The 16,727-nt window shown below is 60.6% G+C and carries 17 protein-coding genes and 1 tRNA gene; 11 read left to right on the top strand and 7 right to left on the bottom strand.

From position 1 onward, the window contains the following. Positions 1 to 404 precede the first annotated feature (404 nt). Together istA and istB are read left to right on the top strand one after the other, a co-directional pair. Positions 405 to 2,081 carry an IS21 family transposase gene (gene istA / locus DWV11_RS03210; protein WP_115787451.1) on the top strand — a complete coding sequence of 559 codons (1,677 nt, stop codon included), beginning with the start codon at positions 405 to 407 and terminating at the stop codon, positions 2,079 to 2,081. Further along, entirely contained in the window at positions 2,078 to 2,893 is an 816-nt protein-coding gene (gene istB, locus DWV11_RS03205) for an IS21-like element helper ATPase IstB (protein WP_011691635.1), read from the top strand. Before istA ends, istB begins: the two co-directional genes overlap by 4 nt. 52 nt (positions 2,894 to 2,945) lie before the next feature. On the opposite strand, the gene merA is transcribed toward istB, so the two are convergent. Then, on the bottom strand, positions 2,946 to 4,388 hold the full coding sequence (gene merA / locus DWV11_RS03200) for a mercury(II) reductase (RefSeq protein ID WP_115787450.1): 1,443 nt from the start codon (positions 4,386 to 4,388) through the stop codon (positions 2,946 to 2,948). A 172-nt stretch (positions 4,389 to 4,560) separates the two neighbouring features. Between merA and DWV11_RS03195 the strand changes: the two genes are divergently transcribed. Then, entirely contained in the window at positions 4,561 to 4,950 is a 390-nt protein-coding gene (locus DWV11_RS03195; protein WP_031216440.1) for a heavy metal-responsive transcriptional regulator, read from the top strand. 181 nt (positions 4,951 to 5,131) lie between these two features. Continuing rightward, entirely contained in the window at positions 5,132 to 5,812 is a 681-nt protein-coding gene (locus DWV11_RS03190) for a DUF4304 domain-containing protein (protein WP_245953411.1), read from the top strand. A 101-nt stretch (positions 5,813 to 5,913) separates the two neighbouring features. Here the strand turns inward: DWV11_RS03190 and DWV11_RS03185 are convergent, their stop codons facing one another. After that, positions 5,914 to 6,867 (bottom strand): RNA polymerase sigma factor, encoded by a 954-nt coding sequence (locus DWV11_RS03185; RefSeq protein WP_115787448.1) that lies wholly within the window; start codon positions 6,865 to 6,867, stop codon positions 5,914 to 5,916. 140 nt (positions 6,868 to 7,007) lie between these two features. Here DWV11_RS03185 and DWV11_RS20615 point away from each other — a divergent pair, with 140 nt between their 5' ends. Next, positions 7,008 to 7,331, top strand: coding sequence for an ArsR/SmtB family transcription factor (locus DWV11_RS20615; protein ID WP_115787447.1), 324 nt, complete (start codon positions 7,008 to 7,010; stop codon positions 7,329 to 7,331). Here the strand turns inward: DWV11_RS20615 and DWV11_RS03175 are convergent. Further along, complete coding sequence (locus DWV11_RS03175) at positions 7,285 to 7,725, bottom strand: hypothetical protein (RefSeq protein WP_210725656.1); 441 nt, start codon at positions 7,723 to 7,725, stop codon at positions 7,285 to 7,287. The genes DWV11_RS20615 and DWV11_RS03175 overlap by 47 nt on opposite strands. 120 nt (positions 7,726 to 7,845) lie before the next feature. Further along, the gene (locus tag DWV11_RS03170; protein ID WP_136017861.1) at positions 7,846 to 8,259 is read right to left on the bottom strand and encodes a hypothetical protein; all 414 of its coding nucleotides are present in this window, start codon (positions 8,257 to 8,259) and stop codon (positions 7,846 to 7,848) included. A gap of 80 nt (positions 8,260 to 8,339) precedes the next feature. Here DWV11_RS03170 and DWV11_RS20610 point away from each other — a divergent pair, with 80 nt between their 5' ends. The 5 genes from DWV11_RS20610 to DWV11_RS20605 all read left to right on the top strand — a co-directional run bounded on the left by DWV11_RS20610 (position 8,340) and on the right by DWV11_RS20605 (position 12,834). After that, positions 8,340 to 8,609, top strand: coding sequence for a winged helix-turn-helix domain-containing protein (locus DWV11_RS20610; RefSeq protein ID WP_115787445.1), 270 nt, complete (start codon positions 8,340 to 8,342; stop codon positions 8,607 to 8,609). Positions 8,610 to 8,645: 36 nt separating this feature from the next. Beyond that, a complete protein-coding gene (locus DWV11_RS03160; RefSeq protein ID WP_115787444.1) occupies positions 8,646 to 8,891 on the top strand; it encodes a hypothetical protein in 246 nt (81 codons plus the stop codon). A 621-nt stretch (positions 8,892 to 9,512) separates the two neighbouring features. Further along, a complete protein-coding gene (locus DWV11_RS19870) occupies positions 9,513 to 10,448 on the top strand; it encodes a hypothetical protein (protein WP_136017860.1) in 936 nt (311 codons plus the stop codon). A gap of 386 nt (positions 10,449 to 10,834) precedes the next feature. Further along, on the top strand, positions 10,835 to 12,217 hold the full coding sequence (locus DWV11_RS03155; RefSeq protein ID WP_168404531.1) for a Shedu anti-phage system protein SduA domain-containing protein: 1,383 nt from the start codon (positions 10,835 to 10,837) through the stop codon (positions 12,215 to 12,217). A gap of 419 nt (positions 12,218 to 12,636) precedes the next feature. After that, positions 12,637 to 12,834 carry a transposase gene (locus DWV11_RS20605; RefSeq protein WP_115787442.1) on the top strand — a complete coding sequence of 66 codons (198 nt, stop codon included), beginning with the start codon at positions 12,637 to 12,639 and terminating at the stop codon, positions 12,832 to 12,834. 158 nt (positions 12,835 to 12,992) lie between these two features. On the opposite strand, the gene DWV11_RS03145 is transcribed toward DWV11_RS20605, so the two are convergent. Next, the gene (locus DWV11_RS03145) at positions 12,993 to 14,123 is read right to left on the bottom strand and encodes a tyrosine-type recombinase/integrase (RefSeq protein ID WP_115787441.1); all 1,131 of its coding nucleotides are present in this window, start codon (positions 14,121 to 14,123) and stop codon (positions 12,993 to 12,995) included. 88 nt (positions 14,124 to 14,211) lie between these two features. Then, positions 14,212 to 14,293, bottom strand: a tRNA-Leu gene (locus DWV11_RS03140). A 177-nt stretch (positions 14,294 to 14,470) separates the two neighbouring features. Here DWV11_RS03140 and DWV11_RS03135 point away from each other — a divergent pair. Next, positions 14,471 to 15,076, top strand: a complete 606-nt coding sequence (locus DWV11_RS03135; protein ID WP_074587657.1) for an ANTAR domain-containing response regulator — start codon at positions 14,471 to 14,473, stop codon at positions 15,074 to 15,076. Positions 15,077 to 15,224: 148 nt separating this feature from the next. Here DWV11_RS03135 and pyk read toward each other — a convergent pair whose 3' ends face one another. Then, a complete protein-coding gene (pyk, locus tag DWV11_RS03130) occupies positions 15,225 to 16,724 on the bottom strand; it encodes a pyruvate kinase (protein WP_115787440.1) in 1,500 nt (499 codons plus the stop codon). Positions 16,725 to 16,727 lie beyond the last annotated feature (3 nt).

Raw genomic sequence — 16,727 nt, 5'->3', positions numbered from 1 at the left:
GTCCGGAAGCGATTCGATGACCGGTCCCGGCGTTGGGCGTGAAAGGGCAAACACCACAACTGCCGCGCTCAAGACTGTGACCACCGCCAACCATAGCCAGCGGCCGCTCGATCTCGAGAGCCCACCTCTTCGCGAATTCAGCATTCCGCCCTCCTCACCGGCTCATGGCAAGACCCAGGACGCAAGACATGACTCAACGTTGGTGCTACCGTCCGGTTGACGGTCCCAGGTGAATGTAAGGCGAAGAGAGCATGACTGATGAGTATGACAGTCTGATCGGAGCCCACTAGGACGGCCCGAACGGTACCCACCAGCCGGACATGCCGAACCTAATGACGGCTTGAATGGTACCCACCTGTGAACGTTGATCCATCCAGTGTTGGATCGACGACGGGAGGGCCGGGATGGGGTCAAGAGTGGAGTTGTTCGCGCAGATTCGGAGGGATGCCCGGGTGGAGGGCGCGTCAATCCGGGAGCTTGCCCGCAGGCACCAGGTGGCGCGGAAAACCGTGCGTAAGGCGTTAAGTTCCCCGGTCCCGCCAGAGCGTAAAACTCCTGTACGGTCCTCGCCGCGGCTTGATCCTTATAAACCGACGATCGACGCCATGCTCGTCGAGGACACGACGGCGCCGAGGAAGCAGCGTCACACTGCCCGGAGGATTCTTGCCCGGCTCATCGAGGAGCATGGAGCGGACGAGTTGTCGTATTCGACGGTGCGTGACTACGTTCGGGTCCGCCGGGCGCAGATCGATGTGGAGGCCGGCCGCCGGGTTGAGGTATTTGTTCCTCAGGAGCACGCCCCGGGCGCGGAAGCGGAAGTGGACTTCGGTGAAGTCTGGATCGTGCTGGACGGGGTAAAGACGAAATGCCACATGTTCATCTTCCGGCTTTCTCACTCCGGCAAAGCCATCCACCGGATTTACCCCACCCAGGCCCAGGAAGCGTTTCTGGAAGGCCACGTCGAGGCGTTCAACGAGATCGGCGGCGTGCCGGTCAAACATATCCGCTATGACAACCTCACCAGTGCCGTCAGGGCCGTGGTGTTCGGTCAGGGGCGGAACCGCCTGGAGAATGACCGGTGGGTGTTGTTTCGCTCGTTCTATGGATTTGATGCCTTTTATTGCCAGCCAGGTCTTGCCGGCGCTCACGAGAAAGGCGGGGTCGAGGGCGAGGTGGGCTGGTTCCGCCGCAACCGGCTGACCCCGATGCCCGTGGCGAGGTCCCTTGATGAGCTCAACGACTGGATCCGGAGCCGGGAGGTTCAAGACGATCAGCGGCGGATTGATGGCAGGATCCGCACTATCGGCCAGGACTTCGCCGCCGAGCGCCCGTTCCTGGCACCGTTGCCGGCCGACGAGTTCGATCCCGGTCTGGTGTTGAACCCGAGAGTGGACCGGTCCTCAATGATTACCGTGCGGATGGTGAAGTACTCGGTGCCAGCACGGTTCATCGGTCGGCGGGTCCGGGTTTCATTGCGGGCATCCGAAGTTGTGGTGTTCGACGGCCGCGCGGTGGCGGCCCGGCACCAGCGGATTATTGCCAAGGGCGGGCAGTCGGTCCAGTTGGACCATTATCTGGAGGTCCTCAAGACCAAGCCCGGCGCTTTGCCTGGTTCCACTGCTTTGGCCAGGGCGCGGGAGTCGGGTGCTTTCACCAGCGCCCATGACGCCTTCTGGTCTGCCTCGCGCAGGGTCAACGGTGATGCCGCGGGGACCCGTGAACTGATTGACGTCCTGCTGCTGCACCGATCGATGGAAGCCGAAGACATCGAGGCAGGGATCACCGCAGCCCTTGGAGTAGGTGCCGTCAGTGCCGACGTCGTGGCGGTTGAAGGCCGCCGACATGCCTCCAGCATCCCTGCTGGTGGGTCCCGTCCTGACCGTCATCGCGGTGCTCATGCTGAAGCGAAAGTGCAACGAGTTGTCAGCCTGACCCAGCGCCGGCTGAAGGACCCGGCGGCGGTCATCGCCGGGCTCCCTCCAGACAAGCGGCCGCTCCCGGCGATCAGCGCCTATGACGAGCTGCTGGCCAAACGCACCGAACACTCCGCAGGAACCGCGTCGAAGGAAAACATCTCATGAGCCCCACCGCACCGGCCACCACCATCACCCCAACCCTGCGACGGCGCCGCGGTCTGACTGAGCAGGCCGCGGTCGCGGCCGTGGACCAAGCATGCCGCCGATTGCGCCTGCCCACCATCCGGGCGGTTCTGGACGAAGCTCTGACCGTCGCGGGGAAGGAACAACTCTCTTACCAAGGCTTCCTGGCCGAGCTGCTGCTGGCCGAATGCGATGACCGGGACCGTCGCTCCTCAATCCGACGCGTCAAAGCCGCGAACTTTCCCCGGGATAAATGGCTCGGTGATTTCGATTTCGACGCGAACACGAACATCAACCCCGCTACCATCCATACCCTCGCTACCGGCGAATGGATTCGAAAAGGTGCACCGCTATGCCTGATCGGGGACTCCGGAACCGGCAAATCCCACCTGCTTATCGGGCTGGGCACCGCCGCGGCGGAGAAGGGATACCGGGTCAAATACACTTTGGCCACCCGGCTCGTGAACGAACTCGTCGAAGCCGCCGACGACAAAGTCCTCGCCAAGACCATCGCCAGATACGGCCGAGTGGACCTGCTCTGCATTGACGAGCTCGGCTATATGGAACTGGACCGGCGCGGCGCCGAACTCCTCTTCCAGGTCCTCACCGAACGCGAAGAGAAGAACTCCATCGCCATCGCTTCCAACGAGTCGTTCTCCGGCTGGACCAAGACATTCACCGACCCGCGCCTCTGCGCCGCGATCGTTGACCGGCTGACGTTCAACGGCACCATCATCGAAACCGGCACCGATTCCTACCGCCTCGCCCACAGCCTGACAAGGAACGCGCACTAAAAGGTAGCCGCGGCCGCCCGCCCCACGAACACATAGGTTGTCGTTGACCACTTCATGCCGCGCAACAGGACAGTTTGGAGACGTCAGTAGTGAAGGACTGGGCTGCTATCTTGATGCCTTCGGCCATGGTCAGATAGGGGCTCCAGAGATTCGCGACCTGATCAACGGTCATCCCGGCCTCCAGAATGTAAATCCCTGCGGCGGCGATGTCCCCGGCGTCCTTACCCACGACAGTGATCCCTACAATCCGACCCGTGTCCGCGTCGGCAACGATCTTGATGAAGCCGCGGGTATCACGGTTCACCAGCGCGCGAGGGATAAATTTGAGCGGCAGAACCCGGCACATGCACCGGATCCCTGCCTGGTTCGCTTCCTTGTCCGTCATCCCGACAGCGGCCAGGGCAGGGCTGGTAAACGTGACCCGGGGCAGGTGCCGGTAATCGACCTCACGCCCGGCACCCTCAAAGGCGTTCTCCACCATCAGGGCCCCGTGCGCGGCGGCGACATAAACGAACTCCGGGTGACCCGTCACATCACCCGCGGCCCAGATCCTCGGATTAGTACTGCGAAGGCTCCCGTCGACCAGGACTTCCCCGCGGTCCCCGGTTTCAACGCCGACCATGCAAAGGTTCAAATCCTCCGTGACCGGGCGCCGGCCTGTTGCCATGAGCAGGCGCGCGGCCCTGAATTCCTCGTTTCCTCCTGAGACGGAAGCATCCACGACCACGTCCCCCGACACCTCATCGGTCCGGACCGAGGACGCTGTCGCTCGACGGACGACCCGGATACCCTCATCGGCGAAGACACTGGCGAGGGCATGCCCGGCTTCAGGCTCTTCGGCCGAGGCGAGCTTGGACCGGACCAGGATGGTCACCTCCGTGCCGAGCCGGGCGAAAAGCTGCGCCTGCTCCAGCGCCACATACCCGCCGCCCACCACCAGCATCGAAGCGGGAACGTCCTGCAGCTCCATCGCACTCGTGGACGTCAGATAATCCACCTCGTCCATTCCCGGCACTTCAGGGATCCAGGGGGTGGAGCCGGTCGCGACCAGGTAGTGTTCCGCGCTGACTGTCTCGGTGGTTCCGCCCGGGGCGGTGATGTTCAAAACCGGTGCGGCTGCGGTTCCGGCGAACACCGCCGTCCCCCGCTGCAGGTTCCATCCATAGCCCGCGGCGAGATCCACATACTTCTCTGACCGCATGGATTCGACCAGTGAGCGCTTCCCGGCGACCAGTTCGGGCATATCCACCGGCTCTGCGGAGGTGCTGATACCGGGGAACCGTCCGGAAGCATCGAGGGCGACATGGCGGGCTTCCGCGGCGGCCAGCAGGGCCTTGGACGGGATGCAGCCCGTGTTCACGCACGTGCCTCCCACAGTGCTGCGCTCCACCATCAACACCCGCTTGCCACGGCTGGTTGCCCGGATGGCCGCAGCGAAAGCAGCCCCGCCGGAACCGATAATGGCCAGGTCATAATCGAAAGATGCTGCCGACACGAGGGACTCCTGAAGATGGAAGGGAAGCAGCCGCCAGCACACCTGTTGCTCAACCGACCGCCATGTGCAGCCTTCAACCGAAGACCAGCTCTGCATCCCATTCTCAACCTTCCCCTACACTGGAATGTCAAGGAATCGCCGTCCTGGCCGCCTGCTAAGAAATGAGTTCATGATGCGTATCGGTGAGGCCGCGGCAGCGGCAGGGATGACAACCAAGACGCTGCGTTTCTACGAGGACAGCGGGCTTCTCCCGGCAGCGAAAAGATCCTCTAACGGCTACCGGGACTACCATGACGACTCCGTGGCCAGGCTCGAATTCATCCGCCGCGGACGGGCCGCAGGCCTCGCCCTGACCCAAATACGCGAAATTCTTAGCCTCCGTGACGCCGGAGAAGCCCCCTGCGCCCACGTCCAAGACCTTCTCTCCAACCAGCTGGCCGAACTGGACCACCAGATTTCTGAACTAATGGCGCTGCGATCCATCGTCGCCGGCCTTCACGCCACTGCCGCGTCCGGGACCGACGCAAGCTGCGATCCCGAACAAATCTGCAGCTACCTCTGACGCACTACTCCGCCAGACGCCAGCTTCCAACAACCGGGACCCCGGGTATCGTCCCAACCCGCGGCAGTGTTTTCACAGACCCAGAAACCACGCCAAGAACCCCTAGACACCCTCACAACATCATCCCCGGACGTCCGACGGGTGGGTACCGTTCGGGCCGTCCTAGTGGGCTCCGATCACGTTGACACAATCAACTGAAAACGGAGATCTGGCGAAGTCCATTTCCGCTGCTCTGGCCCAGATTCTCAGGCCTGCCGGCTATCGCAAACGCGCGAATAGCTTCAATAGGACAGTCCAGGATGGGCTTGTGCATCATGTCTCGGTGCAGCTCGGAGCCTATGACCCGAGCGGAAAGCATGCGGTGCCTGGATTAGTTGCAGATCTCTATGGGCGCTACCGCATCAACCTCGGCGTCTACGTTCCCGAGATGAACCGGATGGGTTCGCCCAGGAGCACCTGGATAAATGACTACAACTGCCAGTTGCGGTGGGCCTTGGGCGATTTCCTGCAAGGCGGTTTCGATCAATGGTGGGACCTCCGGGATCGCCTGTCCGTGGAGGAGATATCCCGAATACTCGCTAACCGTGCATTGCCACATCTCAATCAGTTCAGCAGCGCGGACCGACTACTCGACGCGTACTACGAACACGGGCCGCGCGCGTTCGGCCCAATCACGCCGAAAGCCGCGGCACTCGACGTCGCTGATCTCCTCGTCGCCCGAAACCGGAGGGAAGGTGCACGATATCTGCTTGAGACGTATGTGGAATCGGTGATGCTCGGGGATCATTCGGGACACAAAGAGTATCTCCAGGAGTATCTGGCCGAGCGGGGCTTTGAAGCGCTCTGGAAGCCGCTGCAGTAGCAGGACGTTCACAGGCACCGCTGCGCGGCCCTTTCGACAGCTTCCTAAGCGTTGTCGGGCGAAGTCTGCCTGCACCAACGAGTGGTGTCCGACGAAGTGTTCTAGTTTGCCGTCGGCAGGGCTGCCTGGAGGATTCTCCACGCAGCCTGATACAACCGTCGTGCAAAGCCGATCTGCACAGCGATGTAGCGCTCGGAAACGCCAAGTTCGGTAGCCAAGACTTCGATGGCCCTGTTTCGCTCCGGGCCTCGCAGCCCGGCCCGAACAATGGTTTCAGCGATCCTTCGGAGTACCGCCGTCGGCAGGCACCCGGGCGCGCGGCGGCTCACATCATCGACGTCGCGGACTGTCGACCGGTCAACATCCAACGCGTTCTGAACTGTCCGTGCCGTCTGGCGAACGACTGTGACCGCATGCCAGCGACGGCGATCCTGCGACGACGGCGGACCATACTGGCGTGGGCCCGTGAGGCTATCGACGGCAAGACTCCAAACGTCCCTTGGCACATTTGTCTTGGTCAGTTCAATGATCGTTCGGGCCCATTGCTGGTCGATGATCCTGTCGACACTTTGATCCCCATTCTCAACGATGCCGAGAATGGCCTGGGCATCGATCGCCGCGGGTCCATTGTTCTCGCTCGGCTCCGCGAGAAGCGGAAGAGCCTGGTGGCTCAATTCCCGGCGAATGTGGGAAGCACACACGTTCGCGCACACTCCTTGCACCCATGCACCGAAGGGAATACCCGGGAGCTGGCGATAGTGCCCGCGAGTTAGTCCGTCCCAAACCGCGACCCGGATGTCCTGCATGACGTCATCGACGTCGCATGCTCGTCCTATGCGTGAGAGATGCGACACGACATACCGCCGCACACCGTCGACGGCGACCATAATCTGGTCCACCGGGACCGCGGACTCAAGCGCCGACGGTGCCCCACGCAAGGCAAGATCAACGGTGGTTGGGACTGGCTCATTCTCTTGAGTTGATTTGCCTTTGGTTTCGATGCCCATGGTGTTTACCGCTTCGACTGACAGATCCAATACTTCCGGCACCAGCACAGCTGACACCTTTGAGTGGCGGCCGCATTCCGGGTCGACCACGACGAGGGAAAGCTATACAAGCTATTTTCAAAGATACTTAAAGTATCGTCAAGACTGTCAGTCTTACTTTTCAGCCTTTATTCGGTAAGAATGGTGCCATGCCAAGGATCACGCAGCCCCAAGACCGCGCATGGTCCGCGGACGTCGAGGCTGCCGTTGCGACGTTTGGCAACCGATCGAGAAACGAGATTCTTCGTTACCTCTCAGCGCACGGCCCCGCAACGCGTGGCGACATTGTGGCGGCTGTCAGCGCCGGCGAACCCAGCGTTGCCAAGCACTTGCTGGCCCTGGAGGAGGCTGGCGCCATCGTGGTTGACGTGGAACCAGGCCGAAGGCACGGCCGTTCCCCCCGATATTCAGCCAATAGCCTCCGAATCAAGGAGTTGCTGGATGCTCATCTTCGGTATCTTCTGGAGGGCTAGCAGCGGCCTGCTCAGCGCCAGGGTGACGGCCGATATCCCTGTTAAGGAACTCGGAAATGATGCGCAGCGTTTCTGGCGAAACGTCGCCGAGGGTTCTAGCCGCGAATGACTTCACCCGCGCGGCCCGAAGGGACTTCACAAACTCCAGTTGCGAGTCGATGCGTTCAGGTAGAGCGGCGTCACCGCCGACCAGGTATTCGGGATCGACCCCAAATATGTCGCAGAGACCTTCCAAGAGCTCCGGGTCACTGACCAAGCGCCCGGTCCCCTCTTTCATGTAGAACCAGCGGGCACGGGACAAATTGATGCCTCTGGAGGCAAGCTCTGCTTGTACTTCGCGAAAGGTCACCGGCTTGCCACGCTCGGCCACGACGACGTCGAGCAGCAGGTTCAAACGACGAGCGAGCTGGGCTTGCGGCGACAAAGGGTCGCCTGGGCTTGAAGCCTCATCCCGCATCGCTCACCCCTCGATCACCATTAGACGCGCGGCAATCCGGTTAGCCATGCCGGCGCCTTAGGCCCAAGTATTCCCCGACTCATTCTGCTCGGCAATCAACTGCTCAATTCGGCGGTCCAAGCATGACATCAAGACGGCTTCGGCCGAGGGTTGGCTAGGCAGATGCCGAAGCGAGGGCGCCGCAAAGTCCTGGCATGCTCTCAATAGTTCGAATGGCAGCACGTCATTATGGTCCAGGTGGTAGCAAACCTCGGTCAACAATTCACTGAGGGCGCGAAGGAACTCGACCTGTTCTCCCTTCGAGCGATACTGCCAATACCGCTCGGAACGGAGTGCCAATGCAGCCTCGGCAAACGTCTTGATCTGTGGGTGCTCTTGCACGTCGACCTCCTCAAAAGTCACGCCGAGCGGAGCCTCTCCGTCTGGCTGCTCAATTGGGGATCCATCGGTGGCACCAGGGTCTTTCAACATGACGCTGGGAAGCGTAACCTGCTGCTGTAGACCCGTCTACAGCCTGCCGGGTCTACAGCACCTCTCGGATTGCGGTCTCCATGTCGAACATCTTGATGAACCGAACGCGAAGCCAGATCATTCGTTTCCTGCTCAGGAGCGGCCCGTCCACCTGTGCCGAAATCGGAGATGGGGTGGGAGCATCTCTATCGAGCGTTCGGAGGCAGCTAGGCATCTTGCAAGACGCCGGCCTCGTAAAAGGCTCATTCGGTCATTTCGTGGCCTCGCCAGATGAGGTTCATCTTCATGTCGAGGCATTCGCCTCTAGCTTCCAAGCACCGTCATGCTGCCGCACATCGCTGATTCCATGAGCTGGGAAAGACTCGCACCAAAGGGCGGAGCAGCACATGAAACTCGAATTCTTCGAACCGGCCGAGGCTGCCTCAGTTCTGAAGTGCACTGAAGCATGGCTCCGCGAAGGTGCCGCAAAAGGCGAATTCCCCCACGCTGTCTGGGGCAAGGGAAAGATCATCTTCACGTCCAGTCACCTCAAGGAAATTGCGCAACTGCGGGAAGTTCGAGCTCATGGCCAGTCGACACCTGCCGTCCGCGTGATTGGCACCCGCGCCCAGGCCCGGCAGAAGTACTCCTGAGTCGAGCGGCCGGACGTCAATACCACAGGCGCCAAGCATCGTCTTGCAGCCATGTTGTGAGACCGTCGCACAGCGACGGCGTGTCGGCGCAGATCAGCCCGTACGCCATGCGGGGCTGATGGCACACGCGGAGTCCGTTGCATCGACTTCCTCCTCAAGGTCGAGCTGATGAAGATCCTTTTTCAGTAGGCAGCCACAGGCAACCTACACCTCGCCCCTACCAGGGCGACCCTCCGAAACAAGGGCCTTCCGTTCACCGACGGGGAGGCCACCTTTGCGCCTCCGAACACAAGCAAGGAGCAATCGCATTGGTTTCGCCGCTTCAGCGATATCCTCGATGGGCAACCCAGTCGCCGTATCAAGGACAAGAAACACCGCGAAAAAGCACCTTCTGACTTTCGTCGTTGCCACCGGGTTCCACCCACACGGAGGGCGTTAATTGTTGGTTTGGGTTTCCGGTTGGCGATCTGTTCGGCGGGTTCGGGGATGAGCCCGACGCGAATCCGATCCATAAAGAGAACTAGGGACCCGCCCCTGGAGTTCGATTCAGAAGGTCGTTTTTGGTCCAGCTCGTGGCGTGTTGTCTTGACGAGACTATGAGCCATCCTAGGATTGTGGTCTATGGGGTTTGGAAATACTCGAATAGATAAATTTGAGGCCCAGCTTATCGCCGTGGGGTTCTCACGACATGAAGCACATTGTTTGGCAGAGGCCTCATTTCTTCCGCCCGATCAGCGGTCTGCTGATGTGCCGGCGCAACTGTTTCCAGATCGACATCACAAGGAGAATGCCCGGTTCCTCAAGGGAACTATCCGCGACCTCGTCGAATTGGGTCCTCCGTTCGACGCGCCCCTTGCCGCCAATATACGCTTCCAAGCTGCGGGCCTAGTTTTTGGCCGCGGGCTAGCCACAGCGGTGCCACCGCTTTCTGTCGTAACATCCATCTCCAAACTTGGCGAGCAACCCGCCGAGCTGGCCACCTTGATGAGGGTAGTGCTCTCTAATTTCAATCAGTGGAGTGAAGACGCAATAAGAGACTGGGACTGGGAGTCGGGGGCTCACCCTTCGGGGCCAGATTCCGAGGGAAGATGGGGGCTCTCGGAATACGATGATTTCGCATTCCATCGATCCACCAGCTTGATCGGAGGTGGCCCAGATGAATTCCAGCAAGGATCCAAATGTGTTGTTGTTTCCACTTTAGGCTTCACTGCAGTGTTTGAATTGGATGAAGTAATCAGAAGCACTGGGGAACCCTCCACGCCCTTCGTTATTCCTCATGATGAGCTTCAACAGGCAATATTCTTTCTGCCTCCGGCGTTTGGAGATGTTGATAAGAGAAGCGGAATTCGCTACTTGAATTGGGACAACAATGACATGCTTCCACTAGTGTTGAAAACGCATGCCGAGGATCAGATATACCTCGGATTCCCCTTGGGTGAACTAGATAGTGAATTCGACCGATCAGCACGGCAGTTCTACGATCGGATCAGTAAGAATGTTTCATGGGGCTTTCAGTTACAGTCCGGCGAAGACCCTGATTTTGCGCAATTTTTCTGAAGCATAGACCCTTCCATCGTTTCCCGGATGCCGGCCTCGCTTAGGGCTGGCCTTAAACCCGGCCTTTGGCATGGATCTTTATTGGCGAAGAGCCAGATTTGGACTGCGTAGAGTGCGACGCCGGCCCGGTAGCTTTGGGGGAGTTTGTCGTAGGTGGTGGCGACATGCCTTTCATGGTCTGCCGATGATCCTGGAACGGACACCCGCGCAGGGCAGGACCGCTGCTCATCAGTCAGCAGCGCAAAACGAGACACCCAACGACCATGCCAACACCCGCCGGCCCCAATTTAGAGACACGCTCTAGAAGTGCCTCCGCAACGCCCAGCATGGGAGACTTCTGCGTACGCGCCGCACCCGTCGGGGTGGAGACCAGCAGGGGGACCAATATGCTCAGGAAGCCATTTGATGAAGGCTCGGATGAGCCAGACGAGGAATTTGACTTCGACGGTGAGGACACTGACGTTTCAGGTCGGCTGATCCTCACCAGGGACGGCGCCGAGTTCGTGCTGACATACACCGGAAACCATCGTGATGCTGTCCCATACGAAGCCCTGCGGCACCGCCCAGACGAGAAGTTGTTGCGGATCTTTCCGACTGTCGAGCTTGGCGGAATTAAGGAATTTCAAGTCGAGCTCCCCTGGTGGTCTATCAGCGATCATAGTGAAGAGAATGACCGCTTTTTCCGCCTCCAAGTAGCACGCCTACCCAAGGGCTTCAACACCATCTACGCTTTCGGCCTCGGTATCAACAAGAGCTACAAGGGGTTCATTCGGGAAATCGAAGATCACACCACCTGTACTATCGTCCGTTTCGTACAGTCAGGAGAAGAAGGTATTAGTACGGACGGCACAACTTACTGTGTCACTCTCGAACGATTCGAACGATTCCGGGCGGCGGTAGAGCGCAATCGGGGTCGCGGGCAGACGGCCGTTCAGCGCGTTAACGACGCCGAAGCTCACAACGCGTTTATGGACTTGCTCCATTCGAAGAGGGTGGACCCGAAATACACCAAGCACAAAGTGATCCGGGAAATCACTGAGGAGGTGGCTACAGGGCACGTCACCACGGCCGAGGACCGGATTGCCCTCGCCGGCGCGGTATCGGAAGCGGCCCCCAAGATCGCTCAAGAGGATCCCCAGCGCCTGGTCCAGCTGCGGGACGACCTCGAGTTGGTATCGCTGGATACCCTTATCGCCGAGTTTGAATCAAACCTTGAGGGTTCGAAGGCGAACAGTGAATCCCACTGGCAGAAATTCTTTGGGAATAACCATTTCGCTCTCCAGCTCATCTTCTCTACGCCCCTGGTCGTCGAAATGGAACAGGCAACGGTGAAGAGCCAAGAGGCCGACGGAAGCGGGGCCCGCATCGCCGACTTCCTGTGTGTGAACCCCGTCACCCGTTCAATCGTCCTGGTGGAGATCAAGACGCCCGGGGCGAAGCTAATGAGAAAGACGCCATACCGAGGGAAAGGCACTGGAACGGTCCACAGCCCGGATGACGAACTGGTGGGACCCGTCGCGCAAGTTCAATCGCAGATGGCGTCGGCATCGGAGAGCTCCTTTACCTTGTTCCGGGGTTCTGATTTCGACTCGGTGAACGAACCACGCGGCGCCGTTATTACTGGCAAAGTCTCATCCCTCACAACACAAGAACAACGGGACTCGTTCAGTCGCTACCGCGCAGGTCTGAGCAACGTGACGGTTCTGACTTTTGACGAAGTCCTGGAGCGACTGAAGCACCTGCGCAAAGCTTTCAACACCCACCGATAACGGCGTTGATTAGATCGAACGTCAACCACAGTTAGGACAAGGATGAACCAGGTCAAAAGCACGACGTTCTATATCGAGGAGTACGAAAACGAAAGCGGCCAACTGAGCGCGGGCCTTCGTGAAAAGCCACGGGTCGAAAAGTCGACTTGGGTACCTGCGGAAGCAAGCAAGACTTCCTTCGGTTCCTCAGTGGCGCGCATACCCAGAAACCCTCATCCGTGATGTTTTCCGCCGGGATGGGGATGAGGATTGCATCGTCGTCTCAGGTGAAGCCGATTTCGATGCGTCCTGGCGGCTCTGCCGACGGTCGCGGATGCCCGCGGTGACGTAGACCGGTCTGTTTCCGTTGACGCGACAGTGAACCGTGCGCACCAGCACGGACGAATCTTCCCCGCACCACAGGGGCCCCGTCGAATTGCATGACAGCCCACTCCTCCAAGGCGATCCGGACACACCTTCGCGAACGCGGCATCGTCGCGGTCATCCCGCAGCCTTCGGACCAGATCGGTCACCGGAAACGACGAGGATCGGCCGGCGGCAGGTCACCGGCCTTCGACAAGGACGACTACAAAGGCCGCAGCGCCGTCGAACGCAACTTCAACCTCATCAAACAGTAGCGGGCCCTGGCCACCCGCTACGACAAACTCGCCCCGATCTACCCCCGGCGGAGCCGTCCTCCGGGCAATCAGCATCTGGCTGACAGCTTTAGGAGACACACCCTAGTTGCCCCGGGTTGATCCTGGCCGCCGGTTCGCGGCAGGGTCCCTTCCGCACACTAACTACGCCAAGCCACAGCAGACCGCTCCACGGCGTCCGCGGCGTCTTGAAGGGCCTGCGGCATCAGGTGACCGTAGACCTGCTCCGTCGTCCGCGTGGAAGCGTGCCCCAGCCGCCGGGAAACCGTAAACAGAGAGACGCCATCCTGGATCAGCCATGACGCGTGCGTATGGCGCAAGTCGTGGATCCGCGGCGACTTCTTCAGGCCTCGAGCCTGAGCGGCCTCTACCGCCGGCACCCAATAGTGATGCCAATACAGCTTGTGGGCGATCCGCTCGCCCTTGGGCGTCGTGAACAGCAGGTCCGAGCCAGGCCGGCTGGCCACCAACGGAATCAGAAGTTCCACGAGTCGCGGGTTGAGCGAAACCGTTCTCTTCCCGGCACCTGTTTTCGTGGCACCGATGTAGTACTCGGAATCAGCTCCACGCTTCCAGGCTTTGTTGATCCGGATGGTCGCTGGCTTGGACATCAGGTCCACGTCTGCCACCGTCACCGCGGTCGCCTCGCCAAAGCGCGTGCCCGTCATCACCAAGAACTCCGTAAACGCCTTGTACCTCTCCCCTATGCATTCAAGGATCAGACCGAATTCAGCATGAGTCAGGAAGCGTGCCTCGTCCTCAGCCTTCTCCCCGGAGGGAAGTTGGACGCCACGGCAGGGATTGTCCTTGCGGTACCGCAACATCACAGCCGTTTCCATGGCGGCATAGATCAATCCATGGTTGTTCTTGATGGTCTTGGGCGACCGGCCCTTCTTCTGCATTGTCTTGATCCAGTAGGTGATGTGCCGGTAGTCCAGCTTGTCGACCGGAATGTGCCCGATCACGTCGGCGATGTGGAGTTTCAACATCGTCTGGTACGTGTGCACAGTGCCAACAGAAGGACGGACCAAAAGATCGATGTGTTCTTGGATCACGGCCGCAACCGTCGGTGCCTTGGTCTGGTTCTTGACCATCGCGTGCTGAGCGATTTCGAAGGACTGATTGTTGGCGTCGAGAAGACGCTTCAGGGTCTCGGCTTCAGCCGCCGTCGAGAGGGTGATGTTTTCTTGCTTGCGCGTCTCGGGATTGCGCCAACGGACCGTGAACGACGACGATCCGTCCGATTTTTTGCGCTCCCAAATGCTGGCCATGCACAAAATTTTAGGCTCCGTGTGCACAGAAAACGAGATTTTGTGCACACTCAGAAGCCTAAAACCGCTCTGACCTGCGAAAACACTGTGCCCGAGGTGGGACTCGAACCCACACACCTTTCGATACCGCATTTTGAGTGCGGCGCGTCTGCCAATTCCGCCACTCGGGCGCGGAACACCCAACAAGACCACGAGCGGAGATCATCCGCCCTTGTTGGAGTGCGCGAAACTACTCTACATGCAGATAGTCTGATTCCCAGAACCGACCCGGCCAAGCAATAAATCATACGCATGAACCGGGACGACTAAGATGGTGGAGAACCCGCCGTACCCTCCAAGGAGAACCTGTGTCAGAACAGACGGAATCCAAGCCCGCTTCCCAGCCTGCCCGCCGCGTTGTTGTCGCAGAAGATGAGACCCTCATCCGCCTCGACATCATCGAAATCCTGAAGGGTGAAGGCTTCGACGTTGTCGGTGAAGCGGACAACGGCGAGAAGGCCGTGGAACTGGCCGAGGAACTCACGCCCGACCTCGTCCTCATGGACGTCAAGATGCCGGTCATGGATGGTATCTCCGCCGCTGAGAAGATCGTCAAGGCCCGCATCGCACCCGTGGTGCTGCTGACCGCCTTCAGCCAGAAGGAACTGGTGGAGCGCGCCCGCGACGCCGGCGCCATGGCTTACGTGGTCAAGCCCTTCACCCCGGCAGACCTCATCCCGGCGATCGAGATCGCCCTCTCCCGCCACGAGGAAATCAAGGCGCTCGAGAGCGAGGTTTCGGACCTCCAGGAGCAGTTCGCCACCCGCAAGCTCGTGGAGCGTGCCAAGAGCCTGCTCACCACCAAGATGGGCCTGACCGAGCCGGAAGCCTTCCGCTGGATCCAGAAGACTTCCATGGACCGCCGCCTGAGCATGCGCGAGGTGGCCGAGACCATCATCAACCAGGTCAACTAGAGCTTCCCGCCAAGGGCGCCCGGCAATCGCTCGACGGCGGCCGGGCGCCCTTCCGCGTACCCGCGCGGTCCAGCCGGGGAACCAAATGTCGATACAGCAAAGAGGCCCCCGCCAACCGGCGGGAGCCTCCCTTGCGTGATCGAAAAGATCAGGCCTTGGCGGCCGTCTTCTTCTTCTTCTTTTCAGGCCACGGGCCGAGCTTTTCCTTGCGCTCCGAGCTGGCCTTGGAGGTGTCGGCGAGGTCGCCCACCTTGTGAACCTTCAGGGAGTTGGTGGAACCAGCCTGTCCGGGGGGCGAACCGGCCGCGATGACCACGAGGTCGCCGTTCTCGACGAGCTTCATGTCCAGCAGGCTGCGGTCGACCTGTGCGGTCATGGCGTCCGTGTGGTCCACGGTGGAGACCAGCACCGGCTGGATGCCCCAAGTGAGGGCCAAGCTGTTCCACACGTGCTCCACCGGCGTGAAGGCGAAGACCGGCTTGATCGGGCGCAGGCGGGACAGGCGGCGTGCGGAGTCGCCGGACTGGGTGAAGGTACAGATGTACTTCGCTTCCAGCTGGTCGGCGATCTCGACGGCGGCACGGGTGATGGCGCCACCGCGGGTCTTGGGCTTGGTGCCCAGCGGGGGTACGCGCTCCAGGCCGTGCTCTTCGGTGGACTCGATGATCCGCGCCATGGTCTTGACGGTTTCGATCGGGTACTTGCCCACGCTGGTCTCGCCGGAGAGCATGACGGCGTCGGCGCCGTCGAGGACGGCATTGGCGCAGTCGGACGCCTCGGCGCGGGTGGGGCGCGGGTTGTCGATCATGGATTCGAGGACCTGGGTGGCCACAATGACCGGCTTGGCCCAGCGGCGGGCCAGCTCGATGGCGCGCTTCTGGACGATCGGGACCTCTTCGAGCGGCAGTTCGACGCCGAGGTCGCCACGGGCCACCATGATCGCGTCGAACGCGTCGATGATCTCGTGCAGCTGTTCCACGGCCTGCGGCTTTTCGATCTTGGCGATCACCGGCACGCGACGGCCTTCTTCGTCCATGATCTCGTGCACGCGCTTGATGTCGGCGGCGTCACGCACGAAGGACAGGGCCACGAGGTCGACCCCGCGCTTGATGGCCCAGCGGAGGTCGTCCTCGTCCTTTTCGCTCAGTGCGGGGACGTTGACGGCGACGCCGGGCAGGTTGATGCCCTTGTTGTTGGACACCATGCCGCCCACGGTGACCGTGGCGACGACCTTGATGTCGTCAACGGCGGTGGCGCGCAGGGAAACCTTGCCGTCGTCGATCAGGAGGGTGTCTCCGACCTTGACGTCCTCGGTGAGGCTCTTCAGCGTGGTGGAGCAGATCTCCTTGGTTCCGGGGACGTCCTCGGTGGTGATGGTGAACGTGTCACCCACCTCAAGGGCGTGCGGGCCGTCGACGAAACGGCCCAGGCGGATCTTCGGTCCCTGCAGGTCGGCCATGATGGCGACCGGCTTGTGCAACTGGGCGGAGGCCTTGCGGACGTTCTCGTAAGTGTTGTCGTGAACGGAGTAGTCGCCGTGGCTCATGTTCATGCGGGCGACATCGACGCCGGCTTCGAGCACCGCGAGGGTGTTGTCGAAGCTGGAGATGGCCGGGCCGAAGGTTGCCACGATTTTCGCGCGTCTCATATA

Origin of the sequence: Arthrobacter silvisoli (assembly GCF_003369445.1) — a bacterium.
Lineage (GTDB): Bacteria > Actinomycetota > Actinomycetes > Actinomycetales > Micrococcaceae > Arthrobacter > Arthrobacter silvisoli.
The sequence above is the reverse complement of the archived record's forward strand: the minus strand, read 5'-3'. Positions and strand labels throughout refer to the sequence as shown.

Bases quoted from the DNA above. Each gene is read 5' to 3' on its own strand.
- istB (WP_011691635.1), top strand. From the start codon at position 2,078: ATGAGCCCCACCGCACCGGCCACCACCATCACCCCAACCCTGCGACGG.
- DWV11_RS20605 (WP_115787442.1), top strand. From the start codon at position 12,637: ATGACAGCCCACTCCTCCAAGGCGATCCGGACACACCTTCGCGAACGC.
- DWV11_RS03160 (WP_115787444.1), top strand. From the start codon at position 8,646: ATGAAACTCGAATTCTTCGAACCGGCCGAGGCTGCCTCAGTTCTGAAG.
- DWV11_RS19870 (WP_136017860.1), top strand. From the start codon at position 9,513: ATGGGGTTTGGAAATACTCGAATAGATAAATTTGAGGCCCAGCTTATC.
- DWV11_RS03145 (WP_115787441.1), bottom strand. From the start codon at position 14,123: ATGGCCAGCATTTGGGAGCGCAAAAAATCGGACGGATCGTCGTCGTTC.
- pyk (WP_115787440.1), bottom strand. From the start codon at position 16,724: ATGAGACGCGCGAAAATCGTGGCAACCTTCGGCCCGGCCATCTCCAGC.
- istA (WP_115787451.1), top strand. From the start codon at position 405: ATGGGGTCAAGAGTGGAGTTGTTCGCGCAGATTCGGAGGGATGCCCGG.
- DWV11_RS03195 (WP_031216440.1), top strand. From the start codon at position 4,561: ATGCGTATCGGTGAGGCCGCGGCAGCGGCAGGGATGACAACCAAGACG.
- DWV11_RS20610 (WP_115787445.1), top strand. From the start codon at position 8,340: ATGTCGAACATCTTGATGAACCGAACGCGAAGCCAGATCATTCGTTTC.
- DWV11_RS03155 (WP_168404531.1), top strand. From the start codon at position 10,835: ATGCTCAGGAAGCCATTTGATGAAGGCTCGGATGAGCCAGACGAGGAA.
- DWV11_RS03170 (WP_136017861.1), bottom strand. From the start codon at position 8,259: ATGTTGAAAGACCCTGGTGCCACCGATGGATCCCCAATTGAGCAGCCA.
- DWV11_RS20615 (WP_115787447.1), top strand. From the start codon at position 7,008: ATGCCAAGGATCACGCAGCCCCAAGACCGCGCATGGTCCGCGGACGTC.